Here is a 25419-nt window from a genome sequence, read left to right as displayed (position 1 = left end):
CTACCGCAAAAATAAGTTTTAAAAATGACTATCAAAGAAATACAAGAAGAAATTATAGACGAGTTTTCTATGTTTGATGATTGGATGGAACGCTATGAATATATTATAGAGTTAGGCAAATCTTTGCCCATGATTAACGAAACCAACAAGTTGGAAGAAAATTTAATAAAAGGATGCCAATCTAAAGTTTGGTTATTTTCTGAATTAGAAGCTGATAAAGTTAAATTTTCTGCAGATAGTGATGCCATTTTAACCAAAGGAATTGTAGCGCTTTTATTACGTGTTTTTTCTGAACAAAAACCAGAAGACATTTTAAATGCAGATACTAGCTTTATTGATAAAATAGGGTTAAAAGAACATTTGTCTCCTACTAGAGCAAACGGATTGGTTTCTATGCTAAAGCAAATTAAAATGTATGCCATTGCGCAACAAACTAAACTAAATTAAGTTTATTAAGATTTTAAACCCCTATTCAAACAAAAAAAATAAAAAGATGACAGATAAAGAATTAGACGAAATTGGAGATAAAATTGTACGTGTTTTAAAAACAATATTCGATCCAGAAATACCCGTAGATATTTACGAATTAGGTTTAATTTATGATGTTTTTGTTTCTGATGAAAATAATGCTAAAATTTTAATGACATTAACATCGCCAAACTGCCCTGTTGCAGAGAGTTTACCAAGAGATGTAGAAGAAAAAGTAAAATCTCTTAAAGAAATTAACGAGTGTGAAGTAGAAATAACTTTTGATCCTACTTGGACACAAGAAATGATGAGTGAAGAAGCAAAGTTAGAGTTAGGGATGTTGTAATTGGTTTTTGATTTTTGGTTGATGGTTGTTGGTTTATAGTAGAAATATAAAAACTTCTCAACTTTGAAACTTTGAAACTTTGAAACTTTGAAACTAAAGAACAATGGAAAAACAAATTATAAATAGAGTTGCCAATAGTGTTTTAAAAACATTCGATTTAGAAGAAATATATCCAGAAGGAAAACGAGTAGTCTTTGATATTAAAGATTGGCTTTTTGAAGAAATTATTTTAAAAGAGCAAGACTTTAGAGTTTCTGTTAAAAATCATGATTGGTCTCAATACAAAAAATGTTTTGTTGCAGTTACTTGTTCTGTAGATGCAATTATACCTTCTTGGGCTTTTATGCTTGTTGCGTCAGAGCTTAATCCGCACTCAAAAAAAGTAGTAATCGGCAATTTAGAGTTATTAGAAACCGTAATTTACCAAGAGCTTTTAACTTTTGTAGATTTTAGAGACTTTACAGATAAACCAGTAATCATAAAAGGATGTGCAGAAAAACCAATACCAAATTCTGCTTTTGCTTTTTTAATTAACAAATTACAACCTATAGCAAAATCTATTATGTTTGGTGAGGCTTGCTCTACTGTGCCACTTTATAAATCTAAAAAATAATTTTATTTTTTTATAGATTATAGTACTTTTACTGCTTAAATTCTATAAATGAAGAAGATACTCCTTCTTTTACTGTTTTTCGTCTGCTGCATTAGTTACGCGCAAAAAAAGAAAAAAGACACACTACCACAACCAAAATGGAAAATTCATGGGAGGTTTGCTTTTATCTTCAATCAATCTTCTTTTACAAACTGGGCTTCTGGTGGAGAAAACACCATTGCAGGTAATTTGAATTTAAATTACGATTTCAATTACAAGAAAAATAATTTAAACTGGGATACAAGATTAATAACCAGTTATGGTTTAAGCCATATAGAAGATAAGGGGTATAGAAAAACAGACGATAGACTAGAACTAAACACCTTAATGGGTTACAAAACTGGTAAGTATTGGTTTTTATCTTTTCTTGGTAATTTTAGAACGCAATATACAGACGGTTTTAATTATAGAACCGAACCTAGAACATTAGTATCTCAATTTTTTTCTCCTGCATATTTAACCTTTGGTCCTGGAATGCTCTGGAAAAAATCTGACGACTTAAATTTTAATATAGCACCAGCCACAGCAAGATATACATTTGTAAATAAAAATTTTGCAGGTCAGTTTGGTGTAAATGAAGGCAAAACCACCGCTTTTAGTTTAGGTTTTAACCTATCTGGATATTATAAATTTACGATAACCTCTAATATAGAGATGGAAAACATTTTAACCTTATACACAGATTATTTGGCAAATGTTGGTAATATTGATGTTGACTACTTAACCAACATACGATTTAAAGTAAATAAAAACATTAAAATGTTAATTACTTTACACACTATTATAGATGATAATGCTTCACCTAACATACAGTTTAGACAATTATTTGGACTGGGATTAAATTATAGTTTCCACGAAAAAGTGACTTATTAAAATTTTCTTGTCTAAATTATAAAAAGTGTGCATTTGCTCGCTAAATTAAAAAATCAAAAACATGAAAAAATCATCAATCTTACTTATTTTAATTTTAATAAGTTTTTCTTTTCAGGCTCAAACTGAAGAAGAGCTAAAAAAAGAATTAAGCGAAAAAAAGTCTTCTATTTCTAAATTACAAGGAGAGGCTAACGGAATTCAAGCAAAATTAGATGCGTTACCTGGTTGGAGAAAAGGCGCTTTTGGTACAGTTGGCGCTAGTTTATCTGGTTTTAACAATTGGTATGCAAGAACTGCTCCAGATGCATCTGCAGGAAATATTGGAATAACTTTAAATGGTTTTGCTAACTTAATTCAAGATAAATTTTTCTGGAGAAACTCAGCAAACGTTAATCTTGGGTGGGTAAAATTAGATGATAAAACAATACAAGGTGATGAAGATTTTGAAGCAGCTACAGATGTTTTTACAATTACTTCTTTATATGGTAGAAATTTAAGTAAAACATGGGCAGTTTCTGGATTAGCAGAATACAGAACTACAATAATTGATAATTTTAATAACCCAGGGTATTTAGACATAGGTGCTGGTTTAACTTGGACACCTACTAGCCATTTAGTAGTAGTAATGCACCCAGGAAACTACAATTTTGTTTTTAGTAATGGAAACAGCGTTTTTGAATCTTCTTTAGGTGCAAAAATTGTTGCAGATTACACAAACCAATACGGAGACTTAAGCGTAAAATCTAATTTATCTGTTTTTCAAAGTTATGAATCTTCTGATTTATCTAACTGGACTTGGACAAACTCTTTTGGTTACACCTTATACAAAGGTATTGGTTTAGGTTTAGAAGTAGGGTTAAGAGGTAACAGGCAAGAAGCAGCAAACTTTCAGGGTGTTGCTTTAAGTGATGCAGATAATAAAACACAATCTTACTGGTTATTTGGTATCAATTATTCCTTGTAAGAATTAAACAAATAGAATTAAAAAAAGCCTCAAAAAAAATATTTTTTTGAGGCTTTTTTTAATTCAAAATAATGGAAAAATAATTATGGATTATTAACAAATTTTAAGTAAAAACCACACTATTAATGCAGATATAGAAAGCTAATATCCTATTTTTTAATTATTTTTACATTTCAATTTACGTTTTATGACTTTATTAATAATTTACGCTACTATTTCTATATTTTTCTCTTTTCTGTGCTCTATACTAGAAGCCGTTTTATTAAGTATAACACCAACTTTTATTAATCTTAAAAAAAGTGAAGGAGAAGCATACGCCGCTAGTTTAGAGATACTAAAAAAAGATGTAGACAAGCCTTTAATTGCAATTTTAACCATAAATACCATTGCACATACGGTTGGCGCAATTTTAGTTGGTGTACAAGCCAAAGTTGCTTATGCAGAAATATATGGTGCAGCAGTAAAAACCATACTTGGCGTTAAAGTAACAGAAGATGTTATGGTAGGTGTTGTTTCTACTGTAATGACTATTTTAATTTTAGTAGCATCAGAAATTATACCCAAAACCATTGGCGCAACTTACTGGAAACAATTGGCAAACTTTACCTCTAAAGCACTTAACGTAATGATTTTTCCGTTAAAGTACACTGGCATTTTATGGGTTTTACAGCTAACTACGAAGCTAATTGGTGGCAAAGGGCATGGTAGTGTTTTAAGCAGAGAAAGTTTTTTGGTGATGACAGATATGGCAGAAAAAGATGGTGTTTTTCAAAAAAATGAGAGTAAGGTAATTCGTAATATGCTTGGATTTAAAGAAATAAAAGTAAACGATGTAATGACACCAAGATCTGTTATAGAAATTGCAGATGAAAACTTAACCATTAAAGAGTTTTATGATGCCCATAAAAATCTACGTTTTTCTAGAATACCGGTTTTTGCAGAAAACCCTGATGAAATTACAGGATATTTCTTAAAAAATAATTTACTAGAGGCATTAGTTAAAAATAAAGGTTCAGAAAAATTAGCAAGTATTAAAAGAAATATTACTGTTACTAATAGAGATTTATCTATTGCTGATTTGTTTGATGAATTAATTAAAGTAAAAGAGCATATTGCTTTGGTTGTAGATGAATACGGTTCTGTTAGCGGATTGGTTTCTCAAGAAGATGTTATAGAAACTTTACTAGGTTTAGAAATCATGGATGAATCTGATAATATTGCAGACCTACAATCTTATGCTAGAAAATCTTGGAAAAGCCGTGCAAAAAGAATGGGTATTGCTGGTGATGATACTAAAGAAATATAAAATTTTGTTTTTAAAATAATTCGCTCAAAAATCTTTTACTAAGTTTTAGTTTACACAACTAATTACTTCTAGATAAAAGAATAAAGCTCCGATACTTTTTTGTTTATAATTAAAACTAAACTTCTACAAAATAAAATAAGTGTTTAAATTACTCTTAATGTATTTTGTATTAGGGATTGCAGTATTGTTTTAGCTCTTGCACTTTTTTAAGTGCAAAGCGCGTACGGAAATCCCGTTAAAACCTGCCTGCGGTAGGCAGGCGCCCAAAAAAATAAAATACTATTGTTCTTCTTCTTTGTATTCGTAATACAAAAAGTCGTTATAAGGAAAACGCTGTATATGAATTTTCTTTACTTCTTCGTAAGTTTTATCTTTAAAATCGTTTAAGTTTTCTTTGTTTAGGGCAGATATAAATATAGATTCCACGTCTTTGTCATTCATCCAAGTTTTTTGCCAATCTTCTAAAGTGTAGTGTTCTTTAGTTCTTTCTGTTTCTAAATCGTCTTCTGCAATGGTTTCGTGTTCATAAGCATCTATCTTATTAAATACCATTAGTGTAGGCTTGTCTGCGCACTTTATATCGTCTAAAATAGAATTTACAGAGCTAATATGATCTTCGAAATTTGGATGTGAAATATCTACCACATGCAATAATAAATCTGCTTCTCTAACCTCATCTAATGTAGATTTAAAAGATTCTACCAACTGGGTTGGCAATTTTCTAATAAAACCAACAGTATCTGTCATTAAAAAAGGAATATTTTTAATAACTACTTTACGAACAGTAGTGTCTAAGGTTGCAAAAAGTTTATTTTCTGCAAAAACATCGCTTTTACTAATTACATTCATTAAGGTAGATTTACCAACGTTGGTGTACCCTACCAAAGCAACACGCACCATTTTACCACGGTTTTTGCGTTGCACTGCCATTTGTTTGTCTATGGTTTTTAAACGCTTTTTTAAAACAGCAATTTTATCTCTAATAATACGTCTATCTGTTTCTATTTCTGTTTCTCCAGGTCCACGCATTCCAATACCACCTTTTTGCTTGTCTAAGTGCGTCCAAAGTCTAGTTAAACGTGGTAAAAGATATTCGCTTTGTGCCAATTCTACTTGGGTTTTTGCAGAACTTGTTTGTGCTCTTTGTGCAAAAATATCTAGTATTAAATTGGTTCTATCTAAAATTTTACAGTCTAATATTTTTTCTATATTTCTTAGTTGTGCTGGAGATAGCTCATCATCAAAAATAGCAGTTCCTATACCTTTTGCTTCAATAAAAGATTTTACTTCATCTAACTTACCAGCTCCCAAAAAAGTTTTAGGATTGGGCTTGTCCATTTTTTGCACAAAACGCTTTACAGGAACTCCACCAGCAGTTTCTGTTAAAAATTGTAACTCATCTAAATACTCGTCAGACTTTGCTTCGTTTTGTTGCTGCGTAATTATACCAATTAAAACAGCTTTTTCTGAAATGGCTTCTTTTGCGTCTATCATAGGTTGCAAAAATACAAAGTTTTAGATTGGAAATGGCACAAAAAAACCCGAACTAAAATTCGGGTATTATTTTATTAATTCAAATTATGAAACACAAAGTTTACTACGTTTTGTGCATTACAAATTTAATATTTTCATTTGTATAAATTACTTAATGATTTATTAAGAAATCCTTTTTTTTATGTTAAGAAATTATTTAATCTGCAAAAAAAAGTTGGTACTAAAAGATTGCTCTTTATGGTACCAACTAAAAATCAAACAAAAAATTAATTAGCTTATATAAATTGTACTTTACCAGTTGCCATATTATAAACAGCTGCTACAATTTTAATTTTACCTTCTTTTTCTAAGGATGCCATTTTAGGTGAAGCTATTCTAATATCTTCAACCGTTTTTACAGCATTGTTATGTATTACATTATTTGTAAACTCTGTATTTTTAGAGGAAACTTCTCCTTTAATTTCTGTTTTTGCCACAGAAGGCTTAATTTCATTTAACAAATTTTGTAAGGCATTCATTTCCATAGCAGCAGCATCTGTATTGTCTATGGCATGTTTTACTGCACCACATGCAGTATGCCCCATAACAATAACCAATTTAGAACCTGCAACGGCTGTGGCAAACTCCATAGAACCAACAATTTCATCATTTTCTATATTACCTGCAACTCTTGCCACAAAAATATCTCCAATACCTAAATCAAAAACATCTTCTACGGGCACTCTACTATCTACACAAGATAATACAATTGCCTTAGGATATTGCCCAATCATAGCTTCTCTTCTTTGCGCAGAATGGTCTCTTTGCGTTAAATTATTGGCTACAAAATTTTCATTACCTTTTTTTAAACGCCCAATAATCTCATCTGGACTCATATTGATTTGTTCCTCTGCCGTTAAAATGCTTTTAATTGGCGCTTTTTCTATTGCTGTAGCAACATTTTTACTAACTTCTTTTTTATCTGTAGCACAAGCTAACATTGATAATGATACTACTACAATACCTAAATAATTAAATACTTTTCTCATTTTATTGTTTTTTGTTGTTATTAAAAATTATGATGCATACTGAACTGCAACTGCCCTTTACTCCAATTATTTGTAGTTTGTTCCATCCACCCTACTTGAAACCTAATTTTAGGGTTTAAAACATAACCTAAACCCAAATAAGTTCTATTTCTATCAAAAAATTCTACAGATTGATTATTTCCAATATTTCTTTCGCCATTTATAAAAAGCTCGTTGTAAAAAGCCCCGTAAATTGTTTTTGGACTGAGAGTTTTACTATTAAATGGTACATTTACAAATAGATTGTATCTGTATCTTGTTCTAAAATCTTGGTTTTCTACCCATCTTTGCTCATATCTAAAACGATGTGTTAGTAAAAATCGGCTACCTATTTTTTGAGGTATTAATGCTTCTTGATAAATTCTGTTTTCATTTGTAGTACTATCATCATCTCCAAAAGTACCTGTAGTTATATTAGCAAAACCACCAGTAAACAAAATATTAGCGTCTTTTGGCTTATACGTAATACCAGAACGTAACATTAATTGTTCTTGATCTCCAAGAATTTGCCAATCTCTATGTTGTAAATCTCCTTGAATACCCCATTGCGAATTTTTAAATTGATGATTAAAAAAATACATATACCAAGCCCCTGTTTGGCTTTCATCTATTTGTGAGAATGCACTGCCGCTTAAAATAATTGCAACAATTAAAAGGATGTTTTTTTTCATTTTTAACATTTATAAAGTAAATATAAAAGTATTACTATTAATAAAGCGTTTTAAAATTAACATTAACATCTATTTAACTTAATACACAAATAAGAACCTAATATTTAATACATTTACCTGAACTACAAAAGCCTTTTATGTTTCTATCTATTTCGTCTAAAAATCAAAGTAAAAAAATTACAACTATTGGTTTTTATAATGTAGAGAATTTGTTTGATACCAAAGACAACCCTAATACTTTAGATGATGCTTTTACCCAAAAAGGCAAGAAACAATGGAGCCACAAACGATATCGTATAAAAATTAAAAAATTAGGTTCTGTAATTTCTCAAATGGGTTTAAATCGCTCTAAATTTCCACCAGCAATTGTGGGTTTAGTTGAAGTTGAAAATGCCAATGTTGTTGAAGATCTGGTGAACTCCTCTAATTTAAGAAAGTTTCCTTATGGTTTTGCGCATTACGATTCGCCAGACGAAAGAGGAATTGATGTTGCATTGCTATACAACAAACATTTTTTTGAATATTTAAATTCTAAAACGCATCCTGTTTATTTAAAAAATGAAGAAGGGAAAAGAGATTATACTAGAGATATTTTAGAAGTTACTGGAAATCTGCATGGAGAATTAATTCATGTTTTAGTAAACCATTGGTCTTCTAGAAGAGCAGGACAAAAAGAAACTGAACCTAAAAGAATTATTGCAGCAGAAACAGTTAAAAGCATTGTAGCCAATATTAGAGACAAAAATTTTGATGCCAAAATTATTATTATGGGCGATTTTAATGACGACCCAACCAGTAAAAGTGTAAAATTAATAGAAAAAGCTGGCTTTATAAATCCGATGATTAGTCTTTGGGATAAAGAAAGCTCAGGTACATTAACCTATAGTGGCAAATGGAATTTATTTGACCAAATTCTATTTTCTGAGAATTTTAAAGAGAAAAAAGAAGGCAAACTATATCTTAAACATGCCGAAGTTTTTAACAAAGAGTGGTTGAAAAACTTTAAAGGAAAATTAAAGGGAAGTCCGTTTAGAACTTATATTGGCAAATGGTATCAAGGTGGTTTTTCAGACCATTTTCCTGTATATGCTTTTTTAAAGAAGAAAGATTAATTTTTACCATGCTGCTTAAATGCTTTTCTTAAAATTTCGTCATTTATAATATACTTTTTATACCTGCCACCTTTATACCTCGCATAAATAAAAATAGGCATAAATATAAAAGAAAGATATAAAACACCTAAACCCATAACTATTTGTGCCTTTTCGTGCTCTGTGTTGATTAGATAAAAACCTACAGACATCCAAACTATAAATATGATAAAAAGTATTTTTAATGCTAATTTCATATTGCAAAATTACAAAAAGTATATCTTTACTTTTTATTGTTGCTAAAGAAAATTAAAAATACATAAAGCATTTAATGAAATTAATTTATTTACTTCTAATTGGATTCTTATTAGTTTCTTGTAAGTCCCTTAAAATAAATTCGCAAAACATGAACAAAAAAGTTGTAATTGCACACAGAGGTGCTTCTGGTTATTTACCTGAACATACCATGGAATCTAAAGCCATGGCTTTTGCAATGAATGTAGATTTTATAGAGCAAGATTTGGTATTAAGTAAAGATGATGTGCCTATTGTAATACATGATATCTATTTGGATGATGTTACTGATATTGCTACAAAATACACCAATAGAAAAAGAGAAGATGGTAGGTATTACGTAGTAGATTTTACTTTTGAAGAACTAAAAACACTGCAAGTTACAGAGCGTTTTAACCCTAAAACTGGTAAACAATATTTTTCTAGTAGATTTGCTAAAGGAATAGGAGACTTTAAAATACATTCTTTTGCTGAAGAAATAGCCTTTATACAAGGCTTAAACCAAAGTACAGGTAAAAATATTGGGATTTATCCTGAAATTAAAGAACCTAAATTTCATAAAAACGAAGGCAAAAAAATCACAGAAATCGTATTAAAAACATTAGCTGATTACAGTTATACTTCTAAAGAAGATAATTGTATTTTACAATGTTTTGATGCTAAAGAATTAAAACGTATTCGTAAGGAATTAAAGAGTGAATTGTTCTTGGTACAGTTAATTGAGTTTGAAGAAGAGACCAAAAATCTGAAACATTTTGCCACTTATGCAGACGGAATTGGACCTTGGTACAAACAGATTTTAGATAAAAAAATTGCGGGAAAATGGGAGTTTACTTCTTTAGTAACTGAGGCCCACAAATTGGGTTTACAAGTGCATCCTTATACGTTTAGAGCAGATAAATTAGATGAGTTTACGTCTTTTGATGAATTGATGCAAACCCTTTTAATTGAAGCAAATATTGATGGTGCTTTTACAGATTTTCCTGATTTGATGGTTGATTTTTTAAACAAATAATCAATTAATGTTCAGCCCTTACAGCGTTTTGAACCCTTTAAGGGCTATGTAAAAATGATTAAATATAAGTGGCTTTAAAATTAGTCCTAAAAGCTGGCAAACAAGTTTAGCCCTGACAGAGCACTTCGACTTCGCTCAGGATAGGCTAAATGTTTGAAATCTTTTTTACCATTTTTTATGGTAAAAAAATTGAGTAGTGATGGCAGGAAATAGCTTCTAATACGACTAATTGGTTACTTCTACCAATTTATTTCTATAGGCTGTTAACAACTTAGATTTAGAGATAAAACCAACGTAAACACCATCTTTTACAACAGGCAAATTCCACGCTTTACTCGTTTTAAATTTTTGCATTACTTTTTCTACATTATCATTTATAGCAATGGTTTCTGGCGACGCTTTCATAAAAGTTTCTATGGTGGTGCTTTTGTACAAAACGGTATCAAACATTACAGGTCTAAGATCGTCTAACAAAACAATACCCAAAAACTGATTTTTGCTGTCTACCACAGGAAAAATATTTCTAGAAGATTTAGCGACTGCATTTTTTAAAACATCGCCCAAGAACATGTCTGGTTGTATGGTTTTAAAATTGGTTTCTATAAGTTCATCAATCTGCATCATCATCATTACGTTTTTGTCTTTATTATGCGTAATAAGTTCTCCTCTTTGTGCTAATTTATAGGTGTAAATGGAGTTGGATACAAAGTATTTTGTAAAGGCAAAAGAAATGGCAGCTACCAACATTAAAGGCACAAATAAATCGTAACCACCTGTAATTTCTGCGATTAAAAAAATTGCAGTTAAAGGCGCATGTAAAACTCCGGCCATTAAACCTGTCATGCCAATTAGTGTAAAATTTGTTTCTGAAACATGAAAACCTAAACCTATATTATTTATAATTTTTGCAAATGCATTACCAACTGCACTGCCCATTACCAAGGTAGGAATAAATATACCACCAACGCCACCTGCTGCAAAAGTGGTACTCATTGCAATGGCTTTAAAAATGGTAATTAACAGTAAAAAAAGTATGATTAACCAAATGTTGTTCTTATCGAAATTGAAAGGCATATCTCCAATTGCAGCCAAATGGTTGCCTTCTAACAAATTATTTATTAAGCCATAACCTTCTCCGTACAAAGCTGGCATTAAAAAAAGTATAAAACCTATAACTATGCTACCAATTAAAAAACGGGTAAATCTTTTTTCAAACTGATAAAAGAATTTTCTAATAGCAAAATAAACTACAGAAAAATAGATAGAGACAATACCTGTAAAAATGCCTAAAATGGCATAGAAAAAAATTTCTGAAATTTTGAATTTATTTGCCAACTCAAAACCCAATAAAACATCATTACCCAAGAAAAAATAAGAGGTTATAATTGCAGAAACAGAAGCCAACAACAATGGTACTAAAGACACAAATGCAATATCTAAACTAAATACTTCTAAAGCAAAAACAATACCTGCAATGGGCGCTTGAAACATAGAAGACATGGCACCTGCAGTTGCACAACCAATTAACAACATGCGTGTTTTTGTAGACATGTGAAACAACTGCGATGTGTATGATGCTAAGGCTGTACCTGCACTTACAGCTGGCCCTTGCAAACCTACAGAACCACCAAAACCAGCGGTTAAAGGTGCTGTAATTAAAGAGGCAAAAATATTGTATTTGGGTATGATTCCCTTTTTTTTAGAGATGGCATATAATGTGGTAGAAATACCATGACCAATGTGTTTTTTTAACCATTTTTTTTTGATAATAGCCACAATAAACAAACCTATAATAGGAAAAATAAAATAAAGCGAACTCTTATAGTTTGTTAAAAAATCTATAGAAAGTAATAACTGAATGGCGTGTGTTAAGTTTTTAAGAATAACTGTACCAAAACCTGCTAAAAAACCAACTAGGATACTCAGGATAAACAAAAACTGACGTTCAGAAATACTTTTGTAACGCCAAATGAGTATTTTTTTGAATATATTTTTGGTTGATGGCATTTATAGTTTAATTGTTAATTTTAGGGGAGTTTGATGGTTTGTTTACTATATTTTATTGAGATTTCTCCACAAGGTCGAAATGACAATTTTTAAATATTATTTTGATTTTGATAAAATATCAGTTCCTAAATAAACATTGTCTTTATTATAAAACCAAGCTCTTGTTTTTGGCATTTTAATAGCATTAATAGTTTCTAAACCTGATAAAAGAATATATTCTCCACTAGTTTTTGTGTCTTTAAAAAACTGATACACTTCCATAGCATAGGTTTTTGGATTGAAATAAAAGTACCAAGTATCTTTACCAACTTCTTTTGTATACGTTGCTTTTAAAACTAAATATTCTTTACCTTTAAAAGTTTTCTTTGTTACTTTTTGGTCTATAATAGTGCCTTCGTCTTTTAACTTCATTGGTAAACCATACAAATAGGTGTAATAATTTTTATACATATTTGCTCTATCGCAGTTCAAACTGTATTTCTTTTTCAATTCCTTAGACGGATTTGTATTTCCGTTTATTGCGAAACTGCAATCGGTTTTGTTTACAGCAAATTCTGTAATAATGGTATCTCTTTGTGCTTTTACAGAAAAATATTGTTGGGGTAAATTTATACGAATATTACTTTTTCTTGGCGAACGTTTTGGAATTTCCATAGTTACAAAAAGTTCTCCTTTAAAGGTTTCCCAATTGTTATTTGAGTCGTGAAATTTAATTGCTTTTTCTAGCAATTGGTCTCCTGTAATTTCTTGTGAAAATGAAATTATTGAAATAAAAAGTAATAAAAGTGTGGTTCGATTTTTCATACTTTAAATGTAATAAAAAATCCCGCAAAAGCGGGATTTAAAATTTTTATGATTGTATATCCAATTTCAAGCTCAGCTCTTTCAATTGTGCATCATCTACAAAAGCAGGTGCATCAATCATAACATCTCTACCAGAATTATTTTTTGGGAATGCAATAAAATCTCTAATGGTTTCTTGGCCACCTAAAATAGCTACTAATCTATCTAAACCAAAAGCCAAACCTCCATGAGGTGGCGCACCATATTCAAAAGCATCCATTAAAAAACCAAATTGTGCTTTGGCTTCTTCTTCAGAAAAACCTAAATGTTTTAACATGGTTGCTTGCGTTGCTTTATCGTGTATTCTAATAGAACCTCCACCAATTTCGTTTCCGTTTAAAACCAAATCGTACGCATTTGCTTTTACTTCTCCTGGTTTAGAGTCTAGTAATTCTAATTGCCCAGGTTTTGGCGATGTAAATGGATGGTGCATTGCATGATAATGCCCTGTTTCTTCATCTAATTCTAACAAAGGAAAATCTATTACCCAAAGTGGTGCAAAAACTTTTGGATCTCTCAAACCTAAACGTTCTGCCAATTCCATACGTAAAGCAGACATTTGTGCTCTTACTTTATTGGTTTCTCCAGATAAAACACACACTAAATCTCCAGGTTTTGCATCTGTTGCTGCTACCCATTTTGCCAAATCTTCTTGATCGTAAAATTTATCTACAGAAGATTTAAACGTTCCATCTTCATTTACTCTACAATAAATCATACCTAAAGCACCAACTTGCGGACGCTTTACCCATTTTATAAGATTGTCTATTTCTTTTCTTGTGTAGCTATTTGCTCCAGGAACTGCAATACCAACCACCAATTCAGCGCTATTAAAAACACCAAAATCTTTGTGCTGTGTAACTGCATTTAATTCTGCAAACTCCATTCCAAATCTAATATCTGGCTTGTCATTTCCATACAAACGCATTGCATCATCGTACAACATTCTTGGAAACTTATCTACCTCTACTCCATTTACTTCTTTTAGCAAATGACGTGTTAAACCTTCAAAAATATTTAAAATATCTTCTTGCTCAACAAACGCCATTTCACAGTCTATTTGAGTAAATTCTGGTTGTCTGTCTGCACGTAAATCTTCGTCTCTAAAACACTTTACAATCTGAAAATATTTATCCATTCCACCAACCATTAATAGTTGTTTAAAGGTTTGTGGAGATTGTGGTAAAGCATAAAACTGCCCTTCATTCATACGCGAAGGCACCACAAAATCTCTTGCACCTTCTGGTGTAGATTTTATTAAATATGGTGTTTCTACTTCTATAAATTCTTGATCAGACAAGTATTTTCTAACTTCCATTGCCACTTTATGACGAAAAATTAAACTGTCTTTTACAGGATTTCTTCTAATATCAAGATATCTGTATTTCATCCTAATATCTTCTCCACCATCAGTTTCATCTTCAATAGTAAAAGGTGGCGTAATAGCTTGGTTTAAAATTTGTAATTTAGAAACCAAAACTTCAATTGCGCCAGTTGCCAATTTGGTACTTTTAGATTCACGCTCAATTACAGTACCTGTAACTTGTATCACAAATTCTCTTCCCAAAGACCTTGCTTTTTCCATCATTTCTGCTGGCGTGCGCTCTTCATCAAAAATAAGTTGCGTAATTCCATAACGATCTCTTAAATCTACCCAAATTATAAAACCTTTGTCTCTAGATTTTTGTACCCAACCTGCTAAGGTTACCTCTTTATTAATGTGTGTAGCGTTTAACTCGCCACAAGAATGACTTCTATACATACAAATTGAAAATTTGTAATTCTGAACTTTTATGCTGAACTTGTTTCAGTATGATTCAGAATCTTTATTACGTTTCTATAATTCTGAATTTCTTTCAGAACTTGGCGCAAATTTAATCAAAATCATTAGAAAAATAGTTTTTTGGGCGTTCATTTCTTATTAGAAATACCCCGCTTTCCACTATATCTTTTTATGCTAAATTTATTCAAACATTTTTTCTTCCAAAACAACTATTTACTTTAACAAACAAATAGCTATTTTAGCAGAGCATAAAAAGGATGCCGTTTCAATCGGTAACGCAAAATGCGATCCCATACTCTATAAACTTGCAATTATGAGCGTAATTAATATTCAAGAAAAATTTAATTTGTTTGAAGACCAATGGTCTCCCAAAAAAATTGGCGAATTAAACGGACAACAAATTTTATTAGCAAAAATAAAAGGCGAATTCGTTTTTCATAAACACGATAATGAAGACGAACTTTTTATGGTACAAAAAGGCGTTTTAGAAATGCATTTGCGTAATGAAATCATCACCATAAACAAAGGCGAATTTTATGTTGTACCAAAAGGTGTAGAACACAAACCTGTTGCAAAAGAAGAAGTACATATTTTGTTATTTGAGCCTTTAACCACCAAACATACAGGAGATGTAAAGGCAGATATTACAGTTGAGAATTACGAAGAAATTTAAATTAGTTAATGGTTTTTGGTTTTTAGTGGTTAGTCAAATAAGCTATAAATAAACCAAAAACCAGCAATCAAAAACCAACAACCAAATACAATGAGCAAACTATATTTAGTTCCCACTCCAATTGGTAATTTAGAAGACATTACTTTTAGAGCAATCAGAATCTTAAAAGAAGTCGATTTTATTTTAGCAGAAGATACCAGAACTAGTGGAAAACTACTAAAACATTTTGAGATTGCTACACAAATGCATTCGCATCACATGCATAATGAGCACAAATCTGTAAAAGGAATTGTGCAAAGAATTCAAAACGGAGAAACCTGCGCCTTAATTTCTGATGCTGGCACACCTGCCATTTCAGATCCTGGTTTTTTACTAACTAGAGCTTGTGTAGAAAATAACATTGATGTTGAATGTTTACCAGGAGCAACTGCTTTTGTACCAGCTTTGGTAAATTCTGGCTTACCAAACGATAAGTTTGTCTTTGAAGGTTTTTTACCAGTAAAAAAAGGACGTCAAACACGTTTTTTACTTTTATCCGAAGAAAAAAGAACCATGATTTTTTATGAAAGTCCGCATAAATTGGTAAAAACTTTAGGGCATTTTATTGAGTATTTTGGTGCAGAAAGACAAGTTTCTGTTTCTAGAGAACTTACCAAAATGTTTGAAGAAACCATTAGAGGAACTGCCACAGAAGTTTTAGCACATTTTACTAAAAAAGCACCCAAAGGAGAAATTGTGGTTATTGTTGAAGGGAAATCTTCCAAATAAAAAATAAAAAATAAAAAAATGAACTACAGAAAATTAGGTAAAACCAATTTAGACATATCAGAAATAAGTTTAGGAACTTGGCAAGTTGGAGGTAAATGGGGAAGTGATTTCAGTTTTAAGAATGCAGAAAATATTATTAAAACTGCTATAGATAATGGTATTAACTTTATAGATACTGCAGATGTTTATAGTGATGGTTTAAGCGAAAAAGTAGTTGGAGAAATTGTTCGTTCTAGTAATGAAGAAGTTTATATTGCTACAAAATGTGGGCGCCAATTGAATCCACACACAAATAATGCATATACAACTGCCGCTTTAAGAAAATTTGTAGAAGATAGTTTAACAAATTTAGGTTTAGATAGAATTGATTTGATTCAGCTACATTGCCCGCCAACAGAAGTTTACAATCGTCCAGAAATTTTTGGTTTGTTTGACGATTTAACAAAAGAAGGTAAAATTAGAAACTATGGCGTAAGTGTAGAAAAGGTAGACGAAGCTTTAAAAGCAATAGAATTTAATGGTGTAAGTACCGTACAAATTATCTTTAATATGTTTCGTCAAAAACCAAATGCACTATTTTTTAATGAGGCAAAACAGAAAAATGTAGGTATTATTGCACGTGTTCCATTGGCTAGTGGTTTGTTAACAGGAAAATTTAATACAGATACTACTTTTGGTAAAGAAGACCATCGTTTTTTTAATAGAAAAGGAGAAGCTTTTGATAAAGGAGAAACCTTTTCTGGAATAGATTACAATTTAGGTTTACAAGCTGTTGCAGCATTAAAAACAATATTTAATGAAGATGAAAACCTTGTGCATAAAGCTTTACAATGGATTTTAACTTTTAACGAAATTAGTTGTGTAATTCCTGGTGCTTCTAGTACAGACCAATTATTATCTAACATAAAAACCAATAATGCAAAACCAATTTCTAAGGAACAACTAACACAAGTAAAAACAATTTACGATACTTATATTAAAGAAGAGGTACATCATTTATGGTAATTTTTTCAACAAAATAATTTATACATCATTTTACAATTTTTATATATGACAATTCAAGAATTTAAAACAAAATTACAAGAAAATACAACAGTAGCATTTTCTGATACAATGCAGGTTATAGAAGACAATTACAAGTTTACACCAACTGCATTTACAAATGGTACAATAGAAAATAAAGCTGGCGAAAATTCTGGTTCTTGTAAATTATTTGCTTTCGCAAAACTTCAAAAATTATCTAAAGCAGAAACTTTAGCTTGTTTTGGTGAGCATTACCAAAATGTTTTGGAAGATGCAAATGGAGACGCTCACCAAAATATTAGAAATTTTATGCAAACTGGCTTTGACGGTCTAAATTTTAATGGAGAAGCATTAGCGTTAAAGTAGATCTATTTTGTTATTTGTAATAACATTATCTTATAATAAAAAACCACGCTTAAAAAGCGTGGTTTTCACCTATTAAAAAAAGCCTACTTAATATTTAGAACCATCGTGTTTACCAACTTCAAAACCGTGTTTTCCTAAATATTGATTTCCAGAATCTATTGCACCTTGCTCCATAGTTGTTCCCATAGAATCGTTCCATCTATTTAAATACCCAAATAGAGAAATTACACCTAACATTTCTACAATTTCACCTTCATCCCAATATTTATATAGTTCTTTTTTAATTGCTGCATTCACTGCATTTGGCACAACAGATGCTGCTAAAGAAAAATCTAAAGCGGCTCTTTCTGCATCTGAAAATGCAGGATGCGTTTTGTATTCCCAAATGTTATCTAACTGTTCTTGTTCTGCTCCATAACGTTCTGCAGCTCTAATTGCATGCGCTTGGCAATATCTACAACCTGTAGCATTACTAGAAACCCAAGCAATCATTCTTTTTAAAGCAGACGTTACTTTCCCTTCATTTGCCATAACTGCTTTATTCAAATTGATAAAAGCTTTGGAAATTGCAGGTCTGCGTTGCATGGTTAATACAGAATTGGGACAAAACCCTAAGGTTTCATTAAAAAACTCTGCCAATTCTTTGGTTTCTAAATCGTGTGCTGCACTTAAAGGTGTTACTAAAGCCATGTATTCTTTTTTTAGTTATTTTCTTAATAGGCTAAAATTGCCTGTTTTTTCTATTGTAAATCCGTTAATATCTGTAAGTTTTGCCTTAAACCAATAACTATCAGATGGTAATATTTTTCCTTCATAAGTTCCATCCCAACCTAAACTATCAATATCTATTTTATGAATTAAAACTCCAAATCTGTTAAAAATATAAATCTCTGAAATGGTGTAAAAATCTTTATCAAAACCTTTAATATTCCAATAATCATTAATACCATCATTATTTGGTGTAAAAAATTTAGAATATTCTAAAATAGAAAATTTGTAAGCTTTTACTCCACAACCTCCTTTATCTCTTATAAATAAAGTATGAATTCCTGTAGTAATATTATCAAAAAAGCCAATTTCTTGATACGTTCCAAACTCATTATCTAAAGCAAATTCATAATCTCCAACTCCTAAATTATCATTTACAATTTCTATAGTAATGTTATCAGCATAATCCATAATAACAACATCTTCTTTTACAACTGATGCAATTTCTGAATTTTTAACAATAATCGTTTGTTCTAAAGATTCACAACCGGCTTCAGACACTGCTTTAACAGTATATTCACCTATTTGGTTTGTTGTTATTTCAGGTGAATTTCCAGAAAAAACTGTGTTATTTCTTGTCCAAAAATAATTATAGCTGCCCAAAGCATTTACGGTTCTTAAAGTTACAGATCCAACATTATTACATAAAACATAATTTTCTTGTTCTATCTCAAACGTTGGCACTGTAGCGTCTAAGGTTGCAATAATTTCTGTTCTATTAAAAGAAACACAATTAAAACTACTTGCTTCAACAAAGTAAGATCTAGTTGCTGTTAAAACAGGTGTTCTAAAATTTACACCTGTTGCAATTACTTCTGTACTCGTTTCAGTTTCATACCAAAAAACACTTCCAGAAGAAGGTGTTGCAGACAAAAGAGCTGTTCCAGAACAAACTAAATCGTTTGTAACATTTGTAATTGACGGCCTATTTATTACATCTACTAAAACAGGTATTTTATCAAAATTTAAACAACCATTTAACGCTATTGTAGCATAATAAGTGGTGGAATTTGTTAAGATTGGTGTTGTAAAATTAGAACCTCTTCCAACCTCTAAACCTCCTGTTTCTGAATCAAACCAAACTATTTCTCCTTCAGAAGCATTAGCTGTAATTGTTGCAAGACCAGATTCGCAAACAATCGCATTTTCTGTTGATATTATTTGTGGTATGTAAATTCTAGTACTTACAGCAATATTTAAAACAGGATCTCCTGGTGCACCATATTCTACAATATAACCTCTAGGAACATATAAATTTGTTCCTCCTTCGTTAGGTAAATCATTCCAAGCACCAACTATTCCAATAGACGGATCTGTGATATGCGCATAATGCTCTCCTTCAGGGTTTTCTAATCTAAAATCATTTGGTTCATTATTATTCCATTTTGCAAAATTTGGTGTTGTTCCATTAACTTGTCCATTCCAAAAAACAGTTCCTGCTTCTGGTCCAGTAACCCATTTCCAAACTCCTTCTGTTTCTTCGTCAGAACCACCAATCCAACCTGCACCAGAAACCTGTTTACCGGCAAAATTTGCCTCTTCTTCGCTAGTTAATGTTGCCAAGTATCCTTTTCTACCAAAATACGTTCTATTTTCTGCGGCAATTTTAGCATTTTGCCAAGTAATGCCCTCATTAGAAACAAATTCATAAAAATGGTCTGTTGCTGGTAAATAATTTGCATCGTCTATTGTTAAAGAAAAAGTTTTTTCTAAGCTTATATCTGTCGCTGTTGTAGTAAAAACTACCTCTTTAACAGCATTTATTAAATCTTGAAAAAGCATTTCTGCTCCATTTGTGGTGGAAGAAAGTGTTAACTTCCCATCGTTACCACTCCAACTTTGTGAAATATTAGGATGATTTCCTGTTAATTCTAAAAAATCGAATCCTACTTGATAACCTGAAGAAATCTGAATAAAAAAATTTGCAGTTCCAGTATCATCATCATCTGTTATATTAAAATCTGTAACAATTGGTATAGCTGTGCCAGGGCAAAAAACTTGATTACCACTTGCAGTAAGTTCTGGTGCAACATCTTGACTATAGTTATGCTGTATTACAACAAAATAAAAGATAAAAAATAAGTTAAACTTATACAATCGAGATAATTTCATTTTAATCTATTACTAGTTGTCTTTTTTCTATTTTTGTAATCCAAGCACAATTTAATACTTCAATCCTTAAAAATACAATTTATGACACAAAATATAATTACTACAACTTGGACAGGAAAATCTCATTTTAAAACAGACAATCCTGCTGGGCACGAATTAACTATGTTTGATAAATCTCAAGATAATGGAGATACTGTTGGTTTTGCACCAAAAGCTTTAATGCTATCTTCTTTAGCAGGTTGTTCTGGTTTAGATGTGGTTTCTTTATTAGAGAAAATGCGTGCAGAAGTTGCAGATTTTAAAGTAATCGTTACTGCAGAGTTAACAGATGAACACCCAAAGTTTTACAACAAGGTAAAAGTAGATTATCACTTTACAGATGCAGATTTAAAACCAGAAAAAATTCAGAAAGCGGTGAATTTATCAGTTACAAAGTATTGTGGAGTAATGGAAATGTTTAGACAATTTGCAGCAATTGAAACAGAAATCCATTTACATGCTATAGAAAAGTAAAAAAAAGACATTAAAACTAGTTGTGCACAATTGATGACAGAAATTAGAAGAAACATTTTACAAGTTTATTTACGACCAATATTAATTATTCTTTTCACATTTTCAATAGGAATTTTTGGAATTATAATATTTTTAGAAACATTAAAAGTCGAAAATGAACCTCAAAATTATAAATTTTTTATTTCTTTTGGAGCGTGCTTTTTATTCATTTTAGTTGGTATTTATGAATTATATAACAGGCTGAAAAAAGTACCAAAAATTAGATTTTCTAAAACTGAAATCCAAGTTAATAAAAAGAAATACTCGATAGATAAAATTAAAAGAATAAATCTTACAGGTAAATATTTTTTTCAATATAATAGGTACAGAATTAAAGAATTTATGTTTAAAGAGGGAATGGAAATTGAATTAGAAAATGAAATAATCCTTCACTTTTTTGACGAATATTATGAGAATCTTAATGAACTAAAATTACTTTTACAGGAAAAATTCCAAGAAAATAATAAAAGACCAAATATTAACTTTAAAAATATTGAATTTAGAAATAATCAGTTCTTAAAATTACGTGGTATAACTACTTGGGGAATTATTTTTTATCTTTTAACCAAAAACCTATTTTTATCTGAGAATATAAATAATAATGGAATAATCTTTGTCCTTATTGTTTGTTTATTGATTTGGTTTTGGCAATCAAAATTTATGTATTATTTCAATTTTCAAAACAACCAATTAACTATAAAAAATGAAAATTTCTTTTGGGTAAAAAAAAGTATTAACATCAATAATATTAGAGAAATTGTTATAGAAAAAGATGCAATGCTTTTTGAAATTTTGAAAAGAAAACATTTGAGGATAATTTTAAATAATCATAAGCAATATAAATTTGGAGCAGATCTTTTCACAAAAAAAATATGGAATAATTTAAAAAAAGAATTGTTAGATGTGGATTTAGAAATAAGAGACGAAAGACAAAACAACTATGTACAACACCATATATAATTTATTGCTAGATATTTGCTTACTTGCGAAAATCCTCGCGAACTTTCTTGGTTAATTTTTATTTAGTAAATTAGTTGCTTAACCACGCAACAAACCATATATAAACACGTTCTATAAAAATTTATGAGGTGGACTTTAAAACCTGAGCCTAAAGCTGAAAACGTAATTGCACTCGCCAAAGAATTGCAAGTAGATAAAAGTATTGCAAAAATTCTTTGTCAGCGTAATATTACAACTTTTGAAGCGGCTAAAAATTATTTTAGACCTAGTTTAGACGACATTCATGATCCTTTTTTAATGAAGGATATGGAATTGGCTGTTGCTAGAATTGAAAAAGCAATTGCCAACAATGAAAATATTTTAATTTATGGCGATTATGATGTAGATGGAACTACCGCAGTTTCTTTAGTTGCTTCCTATTTAAAAACAATTCACCCAAATATAGCAACTTACATTCCAGATAGATATGCAGAAGGTTATGGTATTTCATATATAGGAATTGATTTTGCACACGACAATGATTTCTCTTTAATTATTGCCTTAGATTGTGGTATTAAAGCTATTGAAAAAGTAGCTTATGCCAAAGAGAAAAATATCGATTTTATTATTTGTGATCATCACAAACCAGGTAAAGAAATACCAAAAGCCGTTGCTGTTTTAAATGCAAAACAAGAAGATTGCCACTACCCTTTTGATGAATTGTGTGGTTGTGGCGTTGGCTTTAAATTGATACAAGCTTTGGGTGTTTCTAGAAATCAAAATATTGAACATTTTGTACCATATTTAGATTTGGTAGCTACTGCAATTGCTGCAGATATTGTACCCATAAATGGGGAAAACAGAGTTTTAGCTTATTATGGATTGCAGGTAATTAATCAAAATCCCAGAAACGGAATTAAAGCCATTATTCATCAAATAAAAAAGAAAGAACTTACCATAACAGATGTGGTTTTTATAATTGCACCTAGAATTAATGCCGCTGGCAGAATGAAACATGGTAATTATGCTGTAGAATTACTTACTGAAATGGATTTTGAATCAGCTGTAGAATTTTCTGCAGCCATAGAAATTTTTAATGCAGACAGAAAAGATTTAGACAAAAAAATTACCAACGAAGCTTTAATTCAGATTATTGATAATAAAGAGGAAGAAAAATTTACCTCTGTTGTTTATAAAGAAGATTGGCACAAAGGCGTTATTGGTATTGTAGCCTCTAGATTAATAGAAAAATTTTACAGACCAACCTTAGTTTTTACTAAAAGTGGCGATAAATTAGCAGCTTCTGCACGTTCTGTAAAAGGTTTTGATGTTTACAATGCGCTAGAGGCTTGTAGCGAATTTATAGAACAATTTGGTGGCCATAAATATGCAGCAGGTTTAACTTTGTTGCCAGAAAATTACCAGAATTTTAAAAACAAGTTTGAAGAAGTAGTCTCTAAAACCATAGATAAAAAACTACTAACTCCAGAAATTAGTATAGATGCTGCTATAGATTTCACTGAAATTACGCCAAAGTTTTTTAGAATTATTCAGCAAATGGCGCCTTTTGGACCTATGAATATGAAACCTACTTTTACCACAACTTGTGTTAGAGATAATGGCTATGGTAAACAAGTTGGTGCAGAAAAAACACACTTAAAATTAAATGTTTTTCAAGGTGATAATAAAAAAACCTACAATGCCATTGGTTTTAATTTGGGTGATAAATTAGAAACCGCGCAAAACGATTTTGATATTGCCTATAATTTAGATGAAAATGAATGGAATGGACACAAATCCATTCAGTTAGTTTTAAAAGATTTAAAATAGTCTTTATTTTATCGGTTCAATTGCTAACTTCAACAAAAAACTTAATTATTTTTGTACTATGAAAGTAGATTACATAATTGTTGGTTTAGGTTTGGCAGGGTTGGCTTTTGCAGAAGAATTAATTACTGCTAAAAAAACCTTTATTGTTTTTGAAGATGCTTCGCAAACTTCTTCTTTGGTTGCAGGTGGCGTTTACAATCCTGTTATTTTAAGACGGTTTACACCTGTTTGGAATGCAGCAGAACAAATAGATTTGGCAATGCCTTTTTATGAGGGTTTAGAAAAAAAACTAAATCAAAAATTCGATGAAAAATTCGAAATTAAAAGAGCCTTCAAGTCTATTGAAGAACAAAACAATTGGTTTGCACTTTCTGATAAACCAAAACTAAAACAATTTATGAATTCTAAAATAGCACATGAAAAAGTAACTGGTGTTGTTGGCGATTTTGGTTTTGGTATTGTAAATGAAGCTGGTAGAATAGACACTTTAAAATTGGTAAGTGCTTACAGAAATTACCTAAAAGAATTAAACGCAATTCGCTTTGAAGCTTTTGAGCATCAACAATTAGAAATTTCCGAAGAAAAAATAACCTACAAAGATATTAGTTGTAAAAAAATTGTTTTTTGTGAAGGTTTTGGAATGAAAGAAAATCCGTTTTTTAATTATTTACCTTTAGATGAAGTAAAAGGAGAATTAATTACCATTTATGCACCAGAAATTAATATCGAATTTTTATTAAAATCGGCTTTATTTTTAATTCCTTTAGGAGATCATCATTACAAAGTTGGCGCCACTTTTAATCATAAAGACAAAACCTCTAGTCCGTCTGAAGACGGGAAAGAAGAACTGGTAGAAAAATTAAAAAAGGTAATTGATGTTCCCTATACAATTATTGACCAAACTGCAGGCATAAGACCAGCAACTGCAGATAGAAAACCATTTATAGGCTTGCATAAAACTCATAAAAACTTAGCTATTTTAAATGGTTTAGGCACAAGAGGTGTAATGTTAGCACCAACTATGGCTAAAAATTTATTCAATCATATTACTAAAAATGAGGCTTTGGATGAAAAGGCAGATATAATGCGATTTAATTAACTTTTCTTATCCTTTTTATAACCAACAAACATATTTATCCAAAGAATTCTAGACAAACGCAAGTTTACAGGTGCCAAAACAATTAATGCAATAACAATTGCTAAAAAGGAGTGTAATAATTCCAAACCAAAAAATACAGAGGCAATTACAAAAACGGCAACAGAAAGTGCTACTGTAATTCCGTAATTTACATACATGGCGCCATAAAAAAAAGAAGGTTCCATCATATATTTTAAATTACAATTTGGGCAATTGCTATGTAATGTTGTAATTTTTGCAGGGTTAAATGTAAATTTATGCTTAAAAAAATCACCTTCATGACATTGTGGACACTTCCCTTTTAAAATACTGTAGATTTTTGTTCCTTTTTTAAACATAGTAACCTTAAAAATTATATACTTTTGCAAAGGTAAAT

At 30.6% G+C, this 25419-nt stretch carries 26 protein-coding genes; 16 read left to right on the top strand and 10 right to left on the bottom strand.

The genetic code is table 11. The features are described 5' to 3' along the window. Positions 1–24: 24 nt before the first annotated feature. The 6 genes from Q0684_RS10445 to Q0684_RS10420 all read left to right on the top strand — a co-directional run bounded on the left by Q0684_RS10445 (position 25) and on the right by Q0684_RS10420 (position 4609). On the top strand, positions 25–447 hold the full coding sequence (locus Q0684_RS10445; RefSeq protein WP_299016301.1) for a SufE family protein: 423 nt from the start codon (positions 25–27) through the stop codon (positions 445–447). A gap of 46 nt (positions 448–493) precedes the next feature. After that, on the top strand, positions 494–814 hold the full coding sequence (locus tag Q0684_RS10440; RefSeq protein ID WP_298766987.1) for a DUF59 domain-containing protein: 321 nt from the start codon (positions 494–496) through the stop codon (positions 812–814). 103 nt (positions 815–917) lie between these two features. Further along, a complete protein-coding gene (locus Q0684_RS10435; RefSeq protein WP_299016300.1) occupies positions 918–1427 on the top strand; it encodes a DUF2480 family protein in 510 nt (169 codons plus the stop codon). Positions 1428–1475: 48 nt separating this feature from the next. After that, the gene (locus Q0684_RS10430) at positions 1476–2339 is read left to right on the top strand and encodes a DUF3078 domain-containing protein (protein ID WP_299016299.1); all 864 of its coding nucleotides are present in this window, start codon (positions 1476–1478) and stop codon (positions 2337–2339) included. 61 nt (positions 2340–2400) lie between these two features. Continuing rightward, the gene (locus tag Q0684_RS10425) at positions 2401–3303 is read left to right on the top strand and encodes a DUF3078 domain-containing protein (protein ID WP_299016297.1); all 903 of its coding nucleotides are present in this window, start codon (positions 2401–2403) and stop codon (positions 3301–3303) included. A 187-nt stretch (positions 3304–3490) separates the two neighbouring features. Continuing rightward, the gene (locus Q0684_RS10420) at positions 3491–4609 is read left to right on the top strand and encodes a CNNM domain-containing protein (protein ID WP_299016295.1); all 1119 of its coding nucleotides are present in this window, start codon (positions 3491–3493) and stop codon (positions 4607–4609) included. A 279-nt stretch (positions 4610–4888) separates the two neighbouring features. On the opposite strand, the gene hflX is transcribed toward Q0684_RS10420, so the two are convergent. From hflX to Q0684_RS10405, 3 genes are all read right to left on the bottom strand, one after another. Then, a complete protein-coding gene (gene hflX, locus Q0684_RS10415) occupies positions 4889–6103 on the bottom strand; it encodes a GTPase HflX (protein ID WP_299016293.1) in 1215 nt (404 codons plus the stop codon). 275 nt (positions 6104–6378) lie between these two features. Then, positions 6379–7131 (bottom strand): carbonic anhydrase family protein, encoded by a 753-nt coding sequence (locus Q0684_RS10410; RefSeq protein ID WP_299016291.1) that lies wholly within the window; start codon positions 7129–7131, stop codon positions 6379–6381. Between the two features lie 20 nt (positions 7132–7151). After that, complete coding sequence (locus tag Q0684_RS10405; protein WP_299016289.1) at positions 7152–7841, bottom strand: DUF2490 domain-containing protein; 690 nt, start codon at positions 7839–7841, stop codon at positions 7152–7154. A gap of 137 nt (positions 7842–7978) precedes the next feature. On the opposite strand from Q0684_RS10405, the gene Q0684_RS10400 reads away from it, so the two are divergent. Beyond that, positions 7979–8953, top strand: coding sequence for an endonuclease/exonuclease/phosphatase family protein (locus Q0684_RS10400; protein ID WP_299016288.1), 975 nt, complete (start codon positions 7979–7981; stop codon positions 8951–8953). Here the strand turns inward: Q0684_RS10400 and Q0684_RS10395 are convergent. After that, positions 8950–9189, bottom strand: coding sequence for a hypothetical protein (locus Q0684_RS10395; RefSeq protein WP_299016287.1), 240 nt, complete (start codon positions 9187–9189; stop codon positions 8950–8952). The genes Q0684_RS10400 and Q0684_RS10395 overlap by 4 nt on opposite strands. Positions 9190–9263: 74 nt before the next feature. Here Q0684_RS10395 and glpQ point away from each other — a divergent pair, with 74 nt between their 5' ends. After that, entirely contained in the window at positions 9264–10241 is a 978-nt protein-coding gene (gene glpQ, locus Q0684_RS10390) for a glycerophosphodiester phosphodiesterase (protein ID WP_299016286.1), read from the top strand. A gap of 225 nt (positions 10242–10466) precedes the next feature. On the opposite strand, the gene Q0684_RS10385 is transcribed toward glpQ, so the two are convergent. The 3 genes from Q0684_RS10385 to aspS all read right to left on the bottom strand — a co-directional run bounded on the left by Q0684_RS10385 (position 10467) and on the right by aspS (position 14853). Then, a complete protein-coding gene (locus tag Q0684_RS10385) occupies positions 10467–12248 on the bottom strand; it encodes a chloride channel protein (protein ID WP_299016284.1) in 1782 nt (593 codons plus the stop codon). A gap of 96 nt (positions 12249–12344) precedes the next feature. Further along, on the bottom strand, positions 12345–13052 hold the full coding sequence (locus Q0684_RS10380; RefSeq protein ID WP_299016282.1) for a DUF6503 family protein: 708 nt from the start codon (positions 13050–13052) through the stop codon (positions 12345–12347). 46 nt (positions 13053–13098) lie between these two features. Next, on the bottom strand, positions 13099–14853 hold the full coding sequence (aspS, locus tag Q0684_RS10375) for an aspartate--tRNA ligase (protein WP_299016280.1): 1755 nt from the start codon (positions 14851–14853) through the stop codon (positions 13099–13101). Between the two features lie 334 nt (positions 14854–15187). Between aspS and Q0684_RS10370 the strand changes: the two genes are divergently transcribed. The 4 genes from Q0684_RS10370 (at position 15188) to Q0684_RS10355 (ending at position 17704) form a co-directional block, all read left to right on the top strand. Continuing rightward, positions 15188–15547 carry a cupin domain-containing protein gene (locus Q0684_RS10370; RefSeq protein ID WP_299016278.1) on the top strand — a complete coding sequence of 120 codons (360 nt, stop codon included), beginning with the start codon at positions 15188–15190 and terminating at the stop codon, positions 15545–15547. 90 nt (positions 15548–15637) lie between these two features. Further along, the gene (gene rsmI / locus Q0684_RS10365; protein WP_299016276.1) at positions 15638–16315 is read left to right on the top strand and encodes a 16S rRNA (cytidine(1402)-2'-O)-methyltransferase; all 678 of its coding nucleotides are present in this window, start codon (positions 15638–15640) and stop codon (positions 16313–16315) included. 18 nt (positions 16316–16333) lie between these two features. After that, positions 16334–17320, top strand: a complete 987-nt coding sequence (locus Q0684_RS10360; RefSeq protein ID WP_299016274.1) for an aldo/keto reductase — start codon at positions 16334–16336, stop codon at positions 17318–17320. Between the two features lie 45 nt (positions 17321–17365). Further along, positions 17366–17704, top strand: a complete 339-nt coding sequence (locus Q0684_RS10355) for a HopJ type III effector protein (protein ID WP_299016272.1) — start codon at positions 17366–17368, stop codon at positions 17702–17704. A gap of 87 nt (positions 17705–17791) precedes the next feature. Here Q0684_RS10355 and Q0684_RS10350 read toward each other — a convergent pair whose 3' ends face one another. After that, positions 17792–18394 (bottom strand): carboxymuconolactone decarboxylase family protein, encoded by a 603-nt coding sequence (locus Q0684_RS10350; protein WP_299016270.1) that lies wholly within the window; start codon positions 18392–18394, stop codon positions 17792–17794. A gap of 15 nt (positions 18395–18409) precedes the next feature. After that, entirely contained in the window at positions 18410–20584 is a 2175-nt protein-coding gene (locus Q0684_RS10345) for a T9SS type B sorting domain-containing protein (RefSeq protein WP_299016267.1), read from the bottom strand. 81 nt (positions 20585–20665) lie between these two features. Between Q0684_RS10345 and Q0684_RS10340 the strand changes: the two genes are divergently transcribed. The 4 genes from Q0684_RS10340 (at position 20666) to Q0684_RS10325 (ending at position 25004) form a co-directional block, all read left to right on the top strand. Further along, complete coding sequence (locus tag Q0684_RS10340; RefSeq protein ID WP_299016264.1) at positions 20666–21097, top strand: OsmC family protein; 432 nt, start codon at positions 20666–20668, stop codon at positions 21095–21097. A gap of 30 nt (positions 21098–21127) precedes the next feature. Further along, positions 21128–22096, top strand: a complete 969-nt coding sequence (locus Q0684_RS10335; protein ID WP_299016262.1) for a hypothetical protein — start codon at positions 21128–21130, stop codon at positions 22094–22096. A gap of 123 nt (positions 22097–22219) precedes the next feature. Continuing rightward, the gene (gene recJ / locus Q0684_RS10330) at positions 22220–23905 is read left to right on the top strand and encodes a single-stranded-DNA-specific exonuclease RecJ (protein ID WP_299016259.1); all 1686 of its coding nucleotides are present in this window, start codon (positions 22220–22222) and stop codon (positions 23903–23905) included. Positions 23906–23963: 58 nt separating this feature from the next. Continuing rightward, a complete protein-coding gene (locus Q0684_RS10325; RefSeq protein ID WP_299016257.1) occupies positions 23964–25004 on the top strand; it encodes an FAD-binding oxidoreductase in 1041 nt (346 codons plus the stop codon). Here the strand turns inward: Q0684_RS10325 and Q0684_RS10320 are convergent. Then, complete coding sequence (locus tag Q0684_RS10320) at positions 25001–25411, bottom strand: DUF983 domain-containing protein (RefSeq protein ID WP_366140206.1); 411 nt, start codon at positions 25409–25411, stop codon at positions 25001–25003. The genes Q0684_RS10325 and Q0684_RS10320 overlap by 4 nt on opposite strands. Between the last annotated feature and the right edge of the window lie 8 nt (positions 25412–25419).

This window comes from uncultured Polaribacter sp. (assembly GCF_947503875.1).
GTDB lineage: Bacteria > Bacteroidota > Bacteroidia > Flavobacteriales > Flavobacteriaceae > Polaribacter.
The sequence above is the reverse complement of the archived record's forward strand: the minus strand, read 5'-3'. Positions and strand labels throughout refer to the sequence as shown.